At 62.9% G+C, this 13,423-nt stretch carries 11 protein-coding genes and 1 tRNA gene; 6 read left to right on the top strand and 6 right to left on the bottom strand.

What is annotated here, in order from left to right; all coding sequences use genetic code 11:
• Nucleotides 1–180: 180 nt before the first annotated feature.
• Nucleotides 181–267 (bottom strand) — tRNA-Leu (locus AC58NV_RS08730).
• Between the two features lie 238 nt (nt 268–505).
• Complete coding sequence (locus tag AC58NV_RS08725; RefSeq protein ID WP_497226778.1) at nt 506–2,116, bottom strand: peptidoglycan-binding domain-containing protein; 1,611 nt, start codon at nt 2,114–2,116, stop codon at nt 506–508.
• Between AC58NV_RS08725 and lipB the strand changes: the two genes are divergently transcribed.
• Nucleotides 2,022–2,894, top strand: coding sequence for a lipoyl(octanoyl) transferase LipB (gene lipB, locus AC58NV_RS08720; RefSeq protein ID WP_497226777.1), 873 nt, complete (start codon nt 2,022–2,024; stop codon nt 2,892–2,894). The two genes, AC58NV_RS08725 and lipB, sit on opposite strands and share 95 nt — an antisense overlap.
• 2 nt (nt 2,895–2,896) lie before the next feature.
• Here lipB and AC58NV_RS08715 read toward each other — a convergent pair whose 3' ends face one another.
• A complete protein-coding gene (locus tag AC58NV_RS08715; protein WP_497226776.1) occupies nt 2,897–4,585 on the bottom strand; it encodes an alpha/beta fold hydrolase in 1,689 nt (562 codons plus the stop codon).
• Between the two features lie 368 nt (nt 4,586–4,953).
• A complete protein-coding gene (locus AC58NV_RS08710; RefSeq protein ID WP_497226775.1) occupies nt 4,954–5,379 on the bottom strand; it encodes an HIT family protein in 426 nt (141 codons plus the stop codon).
• Between the two features lie 235 nt (nt 5,380–5,614).
• Here AC58NV_RS08710 and ctaD point away from each other — a divergent pair, with 235 nt between their 5' ends.
• Together ctaD and AC58NV_RS08700 are read left to right on the top strand one after the other, a co-directional pair.
• Complete coding sequence (ctaD, locus tag AC58NV_RS08705; RefSeq protein WP_222480672.1) at nt 5,615–7,288, top strand: cytochrome c oxidase subunit I; 1,674 nt, start codon at nt 5,615–5,617, stop codon at nt 7,286–7,288.
• Between the two features lie 151 nt (nt 7,289–7,439).
• A complete protein-coding gene (locus AC58NV_RS08700) occupies nt 7,440–7,922 on the top strand; it encodes a DUF2244 domain-containing protein (RefSeq protein ID WP_497226774.1) in 483 nt (160 codons plus the stop codon).
• Between the two features lie 108 nt (nt 7,923–8,030).
• On the opposite strand, the gene AC58NV_RS08695 is transcribed toward AC58NV_RS08700, so the two are convergent.
• Complete coding sequence (locus AC58NV_RS08695; RefSeq protein ID WP_497226773.1) at nt 8,031–8,504, bottom strand: GatB/YqeY domain-containing protein; 474 nt, start codon at nt 8,502–8,504, stop codon at nt 8,031–8,033.
• Nucleotides 8,505–8,686: 182 nt separating this feature from the next.
• On the opposite strand from AC58NV_RS08695, the gene carA reads away from it, so the two are divergent.
• Together carA and AC58NV_RS08685 are read left to right on the top strand one after the other, a co-directional pair.
• Nucleotides 8,687–9,847 (top strand): glutamine-hydrolyzing carbamoyl-phosphate synthase small subunit, encoded by a 1,161-nt coding sequence (gene carA / locus AC58NV_RS08690; RefSeq protein ID WP_497226772.1) that lies wholly within the window; start codon nt 8,687–8,689, stop codon nt 9,845–9,847.
• 215 nt (nt 9,848–10,062) lie between these two features.
• The gene (locus tag AC58NV_RS08685) at nt 10,063–11,880 is read left to right on the top strand and encodes a glycosyltransferase (RefSeq protein WP_497226771.1); all 1,818 of its coding nucleotides are present in this window, start codon (nt 10,063–10,065) and stop codon (nt 11,878–11,880) included.
• On the opposite strand, the gene AC58NV_RS08680 is transcribed toward AC58NV_RS08685, so the two are convergent.
• Nucleotides 11,840–12,484, bottom strand: coding sequence for a GntR family transcriptional regulator (locus AC58NV_RS08680; RefSeq protein WP_497226770.1), 645 nt, complete (start codon nt 12,482–12,484; stop codon nt 11,840–11,842). The genes AC58NV_RS08685 and AC58NV_RS08680 overlap by 41 nt on opposite strands.
• Nucleotides 12,485–12,626: 142 nt before the next feature.
• Here AC58NV_RS08680 and AC58NV_RS08675 point away from each other — a divergent pair, with 142 nt between their 5' ends.
• A complete protein-coding gene (locus AC58NV_RS08675; RefSeq protein WP_497227041.1) occupies nt 12,627–13,271 on the top strand; it encodes a pyrimidine 5'-nucleotidase in 645 nt (214 codons plus the stop codon).
• Nucleotides 13,272–13,423 lie beyond the last annotated feature (152 nt).

Raw genomic sequence — 13,423 nt, 5'->3', positions numbered from 1 at the left:
CATTCTTGGCCCCGCGCACTGAGGCTTGGGGCGGCTTTCTTATAGCCGGCAGTCAGAAGTGCAGGAACCGGTAAACGCCGCAGGCCGCCCGCCAGAGGTCAAGCCGTTGATATAAGGGCAACAGGCATTCCGGCGTCCGCGGGATACCGGTGCTTACAGCTATACTGTTCAGGAAGATGATGGTGCGGTCGAGAAGACTCGAACTTCCACTCCGGTTAAGGAACAGCGACCTCAACGCTGCGCGTCTACCAATTCCGCCACGACCGCACTGTCTTAGGCTTGGTGTAGCGGCGTATAGACCAGCGCGGATGCGATGTGAAGCCGAAAATCATCTTTTTTGAGCAGAATATCCCAGCTGCCGCCCGCCCTCTCCTAAGCGCAGGAAAACAGCGGGGTATTCGGGCTGGAGCAGCTGCGTGACGGCTTGGACCAGCGACAGAATTCGGATTGAAAAGCGGCCGGCAAAACTGCCGGCCGCTGGTTTCCTGCTGGTTCAGCGAATGCCTTACTCAGAGCCGAAGGTCGGCAGCGAAGCCCCGCCGCCGGAAGCCTGCACCGGCTGCACCCGACCGCCTGCCAGCTCGCTCGAAGCCGCCTTGATCAGCTCCGCGCGTCCGGACTGGCCTGGCGCGAACACCGGCTCGGCGCCGCTTTCAAGCGCAATCACCGCCATGCTGTACCATTCCTGCGCCTTTTTCACCGCATTCGGAGCGCCAAAGCCCAGCGCCAGATGATGGCCGATGAGCTCCGCATAGGGACGCTGGCCGGTGCCTGTGAGGATCAGCGCCGCACCCAGCGCCACATCCATGTCGTCGCGCCGGTAGCCGGAGAACAGGCAGATCCCTGCAGTGTTGGACAGCTGCTCCAGCGACATGCCGGATTGCAGCACGAACTTCTGCACCTCCCCCATCACTTCGCCGCTGCCGGAGGTGCCCAGTTTGGCCAGATAGGGTTGCAGCGCAGGGCCGAAGGCATCGCACTGGCTGTCGATCTGCGCCTGCGAGGCGCTTGCGACCTTGCTCGCCCGGGCTTCGCCCGCGTTGATGGCATAGGTGCGGGCCAGGCAGAACTGCTCTCCCAGCGCCAGCTCCGGGTCGTTCATGCTGTCAGCTGTCATGAAGCCGCCGTTGGAACTGGTCAGCAGGCTCACCTTGCTGCAGTAGCTGGTGAGCGAGGCGCTTTGCTCCGGCTGATCGAACAGGGTGATGCCGCCAAGGGCCGCATTTTCCTGCCCCGAGAAAGCCATCACTGTGCTGCGGGTCTGCGCGGCCTGAACCGGCGCGTCCGAGCCGGTATCCGCCATCCGGCAAGTGCCCTGATGGCAGGCGAAGCTGGCCGGGGTCACCCCACGGGCCAGGAAATCGTTGCGCTGATACCCTTGCGGGGTCGAGGCAAAGACCATCACCGAACAATTCGACGCGCCGCACCAGAAGGAACTGCCGGAAACAGAGGTATCCAGCACGTAGTCGTTGCGGCCGTCGCCATTCAGGTCTGCCAGTTGCATGAAGCCGGTACGCTGCAACAGCTGCTCGCCGGTCGGTTCGGAGCTGGCAGCGATTTCGTCCACCGCGTGGCTGACCTCTGGCGGCAATCCGCCATAGCCGCCGCCGGCATAGCTGCTGCCGGCAGTACGGATTCCTGCGGCCTCATCCCGCCAGGTGTGCAGCACGCCGCGCACGCCCTGCGGGCCTTGCATCGCCTTGATGACCTGCGGCCCGCCGATCTGTGCCCGGTTATAGGAACTGACCAGGAAATTGCGCTCATAAGGCGCCAGATTGCCAGTGGCCGGATATCCCATGTGGACCTGGTACTGGGTGATCGCAGCGCGGGAGCGCCGCCCCAGCACTCCGTCCGGTGAGCCTGCATTGAAGCCGAAATAGTTAAGCGCGACCTGGGTTTCGCGGTTTTCGGCCCGGGTCGCGGAATAGGCCGGTGCCCGCCGGTAGGTGGTGGCGGCACGCTGGCGCTGCTTGTTCTTATGGACTTCGTTGACAATGACGCCGCCGATCACGGCGCCGGCAATGGCGGCCCCCAATTCGTCCGCAGCTGCGGGTCCGGTTACGGACGCCGCCAGGAATGCGGCTGTCAGGGCCGGTTTGAGCGGCTTGGAAAACATGATACTCGCCCTCTATGGATACTCGCTACGGAATCAGGATACTGCACAGGCAGCGCTGGCACCTAAGGGTTTTCCGGCCAATTTTACCTGCACCGCTCAGAAGCGATGGAATAGGACGGAAAAGGGCATGGTTGAGTGGATCACTTCGGACGGTTTAGTCGATTATGATCAAGCGGTTGCCTTCATGGAAGAACGAGCCGCAGCAATCGCTGCCGGATCGGCGGAAGAATGCATCTGGCTGGTCGAGCATCCGCCGCTTTACACCGCTGGCACGTCTGCCAAGCGTGAAGACCTGACCGATCCGGAGCGTTTCCCGGTCTATGAGAGCAAGCGCGGCGGCCAGTATACCTATCACGGGCCTGGCCAGCGGGTCGTCTACGTAATGCTGAACGTGGGCCAGCGCGGCCATGACGTGCGCCGCTTCGTGCAGCAGCTGGAAACCTGGGTGATCGCGGCCTTGGACGAATTCAACATCAAGGGCCATATCCGCGAAGGCCGCGTCGGTGTCTGGGTTGAACGCCCGGAAAAGCCCCGCACCATCTCGGGCGGCATCGCCGAGGACAAGATCGCAGCCATCGGCATCCGCCTTCGCAAATGGGTGAGCTTTCACGGCATCTCGATCAACGTCGAGCCGGAGCTGGAGCATTTCACAGGTATTGTGCCTTGCGGGATCACCGATCACGGCGTGACCAGCCTGGTCGACCTGGGCCTGCCTGTGACCATGGCAGATGTGGATGTCGCCCTGCAGCGCAGCTTCGCCCAAGTCTTCGGGAGCTGACCTCAGCCGTCTGAAACAGACGTGAGGTCCTGAAGCGCTGTCAGCACCAGCTCCGGGAAACAGTAAAACAGGAGCGCACCTGCATCCTGGCTGATGCAAAGCCGGGCATCCGGCAGCCCGCCCAGCATCTCGCGAACAGCAGAGAGCGGCGCAACATGGTCTTCTCCGCCATGCACAAACACCGACCGGGTATTCCTGGCTGGCACCACAGCCTGAACCCCTTGCCGCAGGATCTGCACATCCGCCAGGAATCCCGCGCCGCCCTGCTCCCGGAACAGCAGCTGGCTCTGCTGCAGCAGCCGCAGAATATCCAGCTGCGCAAGCATCGCGCGCTCCTTGCTGCCGCGGCGGGTTTGTATCCGCAGCAGCATCTTGTGCCCGTACCAGTGCAGCGCTGCCGCCCAGCCTTTCATCAGCGCGGGCAGCATCCAATTGGCCCGCGCAGCGCCAAGGGCAACCAGCCATGCATAGCCGCTGAGGCCAGAGAACTGCCTCGGCGAACTGATGGTGCAATTCGACGCCACTGCCACCAGTCCGGCAACCCGTTTGTGCAGACGGCCCGCCGCCAGGCAGCCGTAAAGCGCTCCGCCGCGGTGACTGAGCAGCACTGGCCGCTGCAGGTTCTCGCAGGTGATCAGCGCATCCAGCTGTTTGACAAAAGCGTCCGACGGGTCCTCGCCGCGACGAAGCGGTGCCGACCCTCCGTAACCCCGGCGCATCGGCGCGTATACCCTGAACCCCAGTGTCCTCAGCTGCGGCTGCAGGCGCTGCAAAGGGGCAATCCCATCCAGCATGCCATGCACGAAAATCACCGGCTGGCCGGTTTCCGCACCAAGACGGAAAAACTGCGAACGCTGGCCGGTATTGTCTTCAAAGGTTCCTGACGGCGGCAGTTGCTCTCCCCTGGAGATAGCCAGGTCCCGGCTGTGTTCATTCATCAGAAAAGCCGCCAGCCGGATCAGCTCTGCCGGACCCGGCGCTCCTGCCTTTTCCGCGGCCAGCTCCATCCTGCAATCAACTTTGCTGCCGGCACCTCTTACTGCGTCCATCAACGGCTCGAAATCCGCCTCCTGCAGGCCCAATGCTGCTGCAACCGGCCCCGCAGCCTCCGAGGTCCAATCCCCCTCCAGCCGCTCTGCCATGACCGCAACGGCGGTTCCGCCGCCTCCACTCAGACGCACCGGGCGGCACAGGAACTGTTCTCCGGGGCCACGAGCGGCCAGCAGCAGAATATCCTGCCAGGAAAAGCTGCCGCGGCGCACGCCCTCAAGGTAATCCTGCCAGAAATCCGCCGCTGCCTGCGTCAACCCCAGCGCCTCAGGCAGTGCAAAGCCGCCGGTCAGCTGGCGCGCTGCCCGCTGCGAGGCATTCAGAACGCCGCCATCCGCAGTTGCATCAACAAGCAGCCAGAAACGGCTGCAATTGCCGGAATACGCTCCCGGCTGCGGCCGCCCCGCACGCTGCCATTGCTGTTCCTGGATCTCCGCCGCCCGCGCAAAATGCGCCTGAAGCAGTGGTGCCGGTCTGAGCCGCCCCTGCCGCCGCCGCCCTCCGGGCGCTGCAGCTCCGTCCGGACCGCCCTGCGGGCCGGGTGCGAACCGGTCGAATTGTTCCGGCCGGATCATCGTCTCGTAAATTGCGGCGACAACCTGGTCCTGCGACAAGGTCGGCGCGCGGCACAAGAGAGTCACCCCTGCCCCTCCAATACTGCATTTACGTCAAAGAGACCCCGCGCCCGGCAAGCATGCAGCACACACACGGGCAGATGCAGACCTTCTGGCCCGCATGTTTCAGGCAGTCTGCCTGTAAACTGAAAATGCCCGGCTGATGCCGCCTGCTTCCGGGCTGGCATGCTGTGCCGGTCTCCCCCAATTCTTGGGTTCCCATACGCTTGGGCGCGCGCGCCCTCTCTGACTTACAACCAATTTGCGAAACAGCTATGATCAAATTCAACTAAAATTCAACATTTATTTCAGATGCACAAATTCGCATTGAAAAACACCGCAGACTGCAGCTGCGGTGTTTTCAGATTCCAAAAGCTAGAAACCAGCCTGGCAGATCAGCTCTCTGCGAGCACCGCACGGATCTTATCTGCCTGCGCCTGGATCAGTTCCATGTCGCCCATGGTCCCCGGCGGGCGCAGCCGGTCGCCCTCATGGCGGGGCAGCACATGCATGTGCAGGTGAAACACTTCCTGCCCTCCGGCCGCTTCGTTGAACTGCTGCACGGTGACGCCATCAGCGCCAAAAGCCTTGAGCACCGCCTGCGACAGTTTCTGCACCGTCTGCATCACCGCCGCCAGCTGTGCCGGGCTGGCATCCATGATATTGCGGCAGGGGGTCTTGGGGATCACCAGCAAATGCCCGTCGGCGCGCGGCATGATATCCATGAAGGCCAGCGTATCGTCATCCTCGTAGACGCGGGTGGAGGGGATTTCGCCGCGCAGGAGCTTGGCAAAAATGTTGTCGGGGTCATAAGCGGGCATGCGTCCGGCCTCCTTGTTCTGGCTGTCACCCGGTTGTGCGCCCGCCCCGCAGTCAGGTCAAGCGGTCTGGACCGGGCATTTCCTTGGGCATTCAAGTCCCTGCGGCAATAAATCTTGATCCAGATCAAACTCCGCCATTGAAGGCCCCGGCAGCCCACACTAAAACTCGCAAGGAATCCAGGCCGCCCGGCGTCCGTCTCCGGGGGCCTTTCGTTATGCAGCAGGAGGCACCTAAATGGCAGACGCAGCCATTCATGGTCACGGCCACGAGGACGAGCGGAGCTTTTTCACCCGCTGGTTCATGAGCACGAACCATAAGGATATCGGCATTCTTTACCTGATCGTCTCGGCGATTGCAGGTCTCATCTCCGTCATCTTCACCGTCTATATGCGGCTGGAGCTGATGGATCCCGGCGTTCAGTACATGTGCCTGGAGGGTGCGCGCATGTTCGCAGACGCCTCTGCGGAATGTACCCCGAACGGCCACCTCTGGAACGTGATGATCACCGCCCACGGCATCCTGATGATGTTCTTCGTGGTGATTCCGGCCCTGTTCGGCGGTTTCGGCAACTACTTCATGCCGCTGCAGATCGGCGCGCCGGACATGGCGTTCCCGCGGATGAACAACCTGTCGTTCTGGATGTATGTCGCAGGCACCTCGCTGGCGGTCCTCTCGGTTGTCTCCCCGGGCGGCAATGACCAGCTGGGCTCCGGCGTGGGCTGGGTTCTGTACCCGCCGCTGTCCGTGAACGAAGGCGGCTACTCGATGGACCTGGCGATCTTCGCCGTGCACGTCTCCGGCGCTTCCTCGATCCTGGGTGCGATCAACATGATCACCACCTTCCTGAACATGCGCGCCCCGGGCATGACACTGTTCAAGGTGCCGCTGTTCTCCTGGTCGATCTTCGTCACCTCCTGGCTGATCCTGCTGTCGCTGCCGGTTCTGGCCGGCGCCATCACCATGCTGCTGATGGACCGCAACTTCGGCTTCACCTTCTTTGACGCGGCAGGCGGCGGCGACCCGATCCTCTACCAGCACATCCTGTGGTTCTTTGGCCACCCGGAAGTGTACATCGTGATCCTGCCCGGCTTCGGCATCATCTCCCACGTCATCGCCACCTTCGCGCGCAAGCCGGTCTTCGGCTACCTGCCGATGGTCTGGGCGATCATCGCCATCGGCGTGCTGGGCTTTGTCGTCTGGGCGCACCACATGTACACCGTCGGCATGTCGCTGAACCAGCAGGCCTACTTCATGCTGGCCACCATGGTGATCGCGGTTCCGACTGGGGTGAAGGTATTCTCCTGGATCGCCACCATGTGGGGCGGCTCCATCGAGTTCAAAGCACCGATGATGTTCGCCTTCGGCTTCCTGTTCCTGTTCACCGTCGGCGGTGTGACCGGCGTGGTGCTGTCGCAGGCTTCCGTGGACCGCGCCTATCACGACACCTACTACGTGGTTGCGCACTTCCACTATGTGATGTCGCTGGGTGCCGTGTTCGCGATCTTTGCAGGCATCTACTTCTACTTCGGTAAGATGACCGGCCGCCAGTACAACGAGCTGGGCGCCCAGATCCACTTCTGGCTGTTCTTCATCGGTGCCAACCTGACCTTCTTCCCGCAGCACTTCCTGGGCCGCCAGGGCATGCCGCGCCGGTACATCGACTACCCGGAAGGTTTCGCCTACTGGAACAAGATCTCGTCCTACGGCGCGTTCCTGTCCTTCGCTTCGTTCATCCTGTTCTTCGGCGTGGTGATCTATTCGCTGCTGCGCGGCGCCCGCGTCACCCAGAACAACTACTGGAACGAATACGCGGACACCCTGGAGTGGACCCTGCCCTCCCCGCCGCCGGAGCACACCTTCGAAATCCTGCCCAAGCAGGAGGAATGGGACCGCTCGCATTCGCACTAAGCGGCTGAGACCCTGACATTCGAAAGGCTCTGGAGCTTATGCTCCGGGGCCTTTTTCTTGGCGCCCGGCCGCGGTAGAAACCCGCAGTGGAAATTCCGCCTTTCAGGCACATCATTTAAAGAGATCTCTCCTCCCCGGCAGGCCCGAACCGATGCCTTACAACTGGACCCGACCGCACGCTGACGCCGAGCGCGAGTTGCACCTCTGGCCGCATCAATCGCTGCCGCCCAAGGGCTACGCGCGCTTCATCGGCCTCACCGCGGTGCTGATCTGCGTGCCGCTGATCCCGGTGCTGGGCTCCGTCCTGCTGTGGGGGCTGCTGCCATTCCTGCTGATTACGTTGTTCGGCATGAAATGGGCGCTGGACCGCAGCCGCCGCGACCACCAGATTCTCGAGGTGCTGACCATCACCCCGGACGAAGCCCGGCTTGAGCGGACCAATCCGGACGGCGGCCGCCAAAGCTGGCACTGCAACCGCTACTGGACCAGGGTCGAGATGCACGACGATAATGGCCCGGTGCCCCACTACGTCACCCTGCAGGGCTGCGGCCGCGAGGTAGAGATCGGCGCCTTCCTGTCGGAAGAGGAACGGGTGGCCTTATACGGCGACCTTAAAACTGCCCTGTCCCGCTGAGCAGAAAGGACAAAGGCCCGCAACGCGGGCCTTTCAACTACTTCTTTGCAAAATTCTCGCGCCGCGGGCACCGCGTGCCTGCGTGGTATCAGCCCCGGCAGCGGAAAATCAGCAGTCGCCCTTGCTGCAGAGCTGCTCCTTGACCATCGGCCCGGCTTTGCCGAAATCCATCTGGCCGGTGTATTTCGCCTTCAGCGCGGCCATCACCTTGCCCATGTCCCGAATCGATTCGGCGCCGGTTTCAGCGACTGCGGCCTTCACCGCCTCTGCAGCCTCATCATCGCTCAGCTGCTGCGGGAGGAATTCCTCGATGACAGCGATTTCACCCAGTTCCCGCTCCGCCAGGTCCAGCCGCCCGCCTTCCTCATAGGCGCGGGCGCTTTCCTTGCGCTGCTTGGTCATCTTGCCCAGGATGGCAAGGATTTCGCCGTCGCCGATGCTGCTTTCCTCACCATCTGCGCGGGCTGCAATCTCGCGGTCCTTGATGGCGGCATTGATCAGCCGCAGCGTGGCCAGCCGGTCGGCGGCCTTGTCTTTCATCGCCTGCTTCAGGGCCTGATTGACCCGTGTGCGCGTATCCATATTCAAAAGCATCCCCATGGTTGCCGGACACCGATGGTTATCCATTCTTATGCAGCTGTGCAAGTTTACAGTAAACTTTCCATTCCGGCCCCGACGTCAGCTTCAGCGCCCCGTGCAGGCTTGACCCGCATTGGCGCTCCCCTTACAAGCCCATGAATTTCACCCGCATGGAGACTCGCGCAATGGCCGCTTCCGCCCCGACCAAGCCCACCGCATGCCTGGCGCTCGCTGATGGCACCGTCTTTTACGGCACCGGTTTCGGCGCCACCGGCGAAACCGTGGCCGAGCTCTGCTTCAACACCGCGATGACCGGCTACCAGGAGATCATGACCGACCCCTCCTATGCCGGGCAGATCGTCACCTTCACCTTCCCCCACATCGGCAACACCGGCGTCACACCGGAAGACGACGAAACCGGTGATCCGGTTGCCGCCGGCATGGTGGTGAAATGGGACCCGACGCTGGCGTCGAACTGGCGCGCGACGGAAGAACTGAAGGACTGGCTCACCCGCACCGGCCGCATCGCCATCGGCGGCGTCGACACCCGCCGTCTGACCCGTGCGATCCGCCAGCAAGGCGCGCCGCACGTCGCGCTGGCCCACGACCCGGACGGCAACTTCGACATTGAGGCGCTGGTCGCCAAGGCACGCGAATGGTCGGGCCTGGTCGGCCTTGACCTCGCCAAGGACGTCACCTGCGCGCAGAGCTACCGCTGGGACGAAATGCGCTGGGCCTGGCCCGACGGCTATGCCCGCCAGGAAGCCCCCAAGCACAAGGTTGTGGCTGTCGACTATGGCGCCAAACGCAATATCCTGCGCTGCCTGGCCTCTGCCGGCTGCGACGTGACCGTGCTGCCCGCCACCGCCTCGGCTGAGGAAGTGCTGGCACACAACCCCGATGGCGTGTTCCTGTCCAACGGCCCCGGCGACCCGGCCGCCACCGGCGAATATGCCGTTCCGATGATTCAGGAAGTGCTGAAGGCCGACTTGCCGGTGTTCGGCATCTGCCTGGGCCACCAGATGCTGGCGCTGGCTCTGGGCGCCCAGACTGTCAAGATGAACCACGGCCACCATGGCGCGAACCACCCGGTCAAGGAGCATTCCACCGGCAAGGTGGAGATCACCTCCATGAACCACGGCTTCGCGGTGGATGCGCAGACCCTGCCGGAAGGCGTCGAAGAGACTCATGTGTCGCTGTTTGACGGCTCCAACTGCGGCATCCGGATATCCGGCCGCCCGGTCTATTCGGTGCAGCACCACCCCGAGGCCAGCCCCGGCCCGCAGGACAGCTTTTACCTGTTCGAACGCTTCGCCGAGGCGATGGCCGAACGTAAATCCGCGTAAAAAAACCGATTACCATGGCGCCCGGGCGCCATGGTTAATAACGTGTTTACCAATTTTAAACCTGCCCCGCCAGCCTGAAGACCTCTGGTTCTCAGTGTTGCGGACAAGTGATGGGTATTGTTTCACAACCGCTGCGGCAGCTCAGGCCGCCGCCCGTATCGCCCCCTCAGCGCGGCCGGCCCGAAGATACGCAGCCGCCGCTGGACAACGGCAGCATGATGAAGGCGCTGGTGCTGCGCCAGCATCAGAAAGCGGCGCTTGGACGGGTGCTGGTGGCCGAAGGTCTGGCCAGCGAAGACCAGGTTCAGGACACCTTGGCGCGGCAATACCGGATGCCCCGCGCCGACCTGTCCGGACAGGTGGCCAATTCCCGGCTGCTGGCGTGCAAACCTGCCCGGTTCTGGCTGCGCCATTGCGCCATGCCCTGGATGCAATTGGGGCAGACCGTCACCATCGCCCTTGCCCACCCTGACCGTTTCGAGGCCCTGCAACAGGAGCTGCAAGGCAACTACGAAAACACCGTCCCTGTGCTTGCCAGCGAAGCGCAGATCACTGCATTGCTGACCACCCATTTCCGCACGGAACTAGCACAACAGGCCAGTTGCAGCGTTGTCCCGCGGCTGAGCTGCCGCACCCTGCAGCCCGCCCGCGGCCGGGCCCTGCTAGCGGCCTCCGCTTTCCCCCTGCTCTACCTGTTCTGGCGCGCGCCCGCGGCGGTTTTCACCGCCCTCAGCACCCTGGCGCTGCTTTCTGTGCTGATGTTCACGGCTCTCAAGCTCTGCAGCCTTGCCTCCTTCTGGCACACACGCGCACGCCGCGCGCGTTTGGCGCCCGCAGCCGCCCCACCCGTTCCAGCTGTTCAGCCCGTCATTTCCGTCCTGGTGCCGCTCTACAAGGAAGCTGAAATCAGCCGTGCGCTGCTCGCTCGCATCCGTAAACTCAGCTACCCCAAGGCGCTCACCGATGTTCTCCTGGTGCTGGAGGAGCATGACTGCGTCACCCGTGCCGCTGTTGCCAGGACCCGTCTGCCGCCTTGGATCCGGGTGGTGGAGGTTCCTGCCTTCGGCGGGCTGACGACCAAGCCGCGGGCGATGAATTATGCGCTGAACCTATGCCGCGGAGACATCATCGGTGTCTGGGACGCAGAGGATGCCCCTCAGCCGGACCAGCTGAATCAGGTGGCGCATGCCTTTGCTTGTGCCGGTGACCGCACCGCCTGCTTTCAGGGGGTGCTCGACTACTACAACCCCGGCACCAACTGGATTTCACGGTGCTTCACTCTGGAATATGCCAGCTGGTTCCGCATCGTCCTGCACGGGATCGCCCGGCTTGGCCTGGTGGTGCCTCTCGGCGGAACCACCATGTTTGTCCGCCGGAAAGTGCTGGAGGAACTAGGCGGATGGGATGCCCATAATGTCACTGAGGACGCTGATCTGGGCGTCCGGCTGTACCGGGCAGGCTACCGCACCGAAATGCTGCCCAGCACCACTTACGAGGAGGCCAATTGGCGCCCCTGGCCCTGGATCAAGCAGCGTTCCCGCTGGCTCAAAGGGTTCATGGTGACCTACCTGGTGCACATGCGCCAGCCGCTGCAGTTGCTGGCAGATCTGGGCTGGAAACGTTTCCTGGGCCTTCAGGCGTTCTTTCTGGGCACCATCGGGCAATTCCTGTTTGCCCCGGTTCTCTGGTCGTTCTGGCTGTTCACCCTGGGCGTGCCGCATCCCAGCGCCGGTAGTCTGCCGCCGCTTCTGCTGACCCTGGCCGCCGCAGCGCTGGTGTTCTTTGAAGGGCTGGGGCTGGTGATCAGCATCACTGCTGCATTTGCCATGGGGCGGCCCTGGCTGGCAGCCTGGGCGCCTGCAATGATCTTCTACTTTCCGATGGGCGCCATCGCAGTCGTCAAAGCCGTGCACGAACTGCTCGTGCGGCCGTTTTTCTGGGACAAGACGGCCCATGGCATCAAGCCCGCCGCCAAGCGCCGGTGCTGGCGGATCATCCCCGCCCGCTGGCGTCCTGCTTCAGCCGGGTCATGAAGGCAATGGAGATGTGCTCCTTCAGCGCCTCGCCCGCTGCCGCCTCGTCGCGGCGGCTGATGGCGTCGACAATGCCCTTGTGCTCTGACTGGGCAATCTCGCTGCGCCCTTCGGCCGCCAGCGACGTGGTTGCCATCAGCGCCATCGTCCGGTGCACCAGGTCCAGCTGCTGCACCAGATAGCGGTTGTGCGAGGCGAGGTGGATCTGCTCATGAAAACGGCGGTTGGCTTTGGAGAGCGCAGCCGGATCGCCGACCAGCTTGTCGTCGGCTTCGACCATCTCCTTCAGAACCTTGATTTCTTCCTCGGTGGCATGACGCGCTGCCAGCTGTGCCGCCAGCCCCTCCAGTTCGCGCCGCACAACGTACAGCTCCGCCATCTGGTTGTGATCCAGCGACGCCACGATCAGCGACCGGCCGTCGCGCTCCAGCAGCGACTGCGTTTCCAGCCGTTGCAGCGCTTCGCGGATCGGGGTGCGCGACACGCCAAAGCGTTCTGCCAGGTCACTTTCCACCAGCCGGTCGCCCGGTTTGTAGATCCCGGAGTCGATCGCCTCGAGGATCAGCGCATAGGCATCTTTCTGGTTGCTGCGGCTCTGGCTCATGGTCGTTCCTGTCTGTTCCGATCCGACAATCTCTACAGCGCATCGGTCAGCAATCAACCCTGATGGCGCTAATGTGCTGAAAACCCGCAGGCAAAATGCGCTTTTGATTGCAAATCCGGCCAAGGCCGCCTACTTCAGCGTCATGCCCAAACAAGCCTTCTCCCATGTCAGCCAATGGGTGTTCGATCTGGACAACACCCTCTACCACCCGTCCGCGCGCCTGTTCGACCAGATCGAGGTCAAGATGACGGCTTATGTCATGGACGCGCTCAAGGTGGATAAGGCAGAGGCCGACCGCCTGCGCAGCCATTACTGGCGCGAGCATGGCACCACCCTGGCCGGTCTGATGCGCGAGCATGATCTGGACCCGGAGCCCTACCTGGTGGCGGTTCATGACATCTCGATGGACCATCTGGAGGAGGACGCGCCGCTGGCCGCTGCGATCCGCAACCTGCCGGGAAAGAAGATCGTCTACACCAACGGCTCCGCCCCCTATGCAGAACGGGTTCTGGCTGCGCGCGGGCTTTCGGGCCTGTTCGATGATGTCTACGGCGTCGAGCATGCCGACTACCACCCCAAGCCGGAACGGCGCGCCTTTGACCGGGTGTTTGCCCGCGCCGGCGTGATCCCCGCCCAGGCCGCAATGTTCGAGGATGACGCGCGCAACCTGGCGGCCCCGCATGAGATGGGGATGCGCACCGTGCATGTGGCGCCGGAACAGGTTCAGGCCTCGCACATCCATCATCACTCTGATGATCTGGCCGGTTTTCTGGCCAAGCTGATCTGATTTTACTCCGCAGCCGGCGGCGCATTCGGGCGTCATTTGCCGCATTGCAGAATGTGTACAACGGCACTCCGGCAAATCTTTGCAACTGCGGCAAAATATACCTGTTTGCCGCATCTTTTACTGCCTATATGCGCCGCGACACGAACCTGACG

This window comes from Leisingera sp. ANG49 (genome assembly GCF_059694505.1).
The sequence above is the reverse complement of the archived record's forward strand: the minus strand, read 5'-3'. Positions and strand labels throughout refer to the sequence as shown.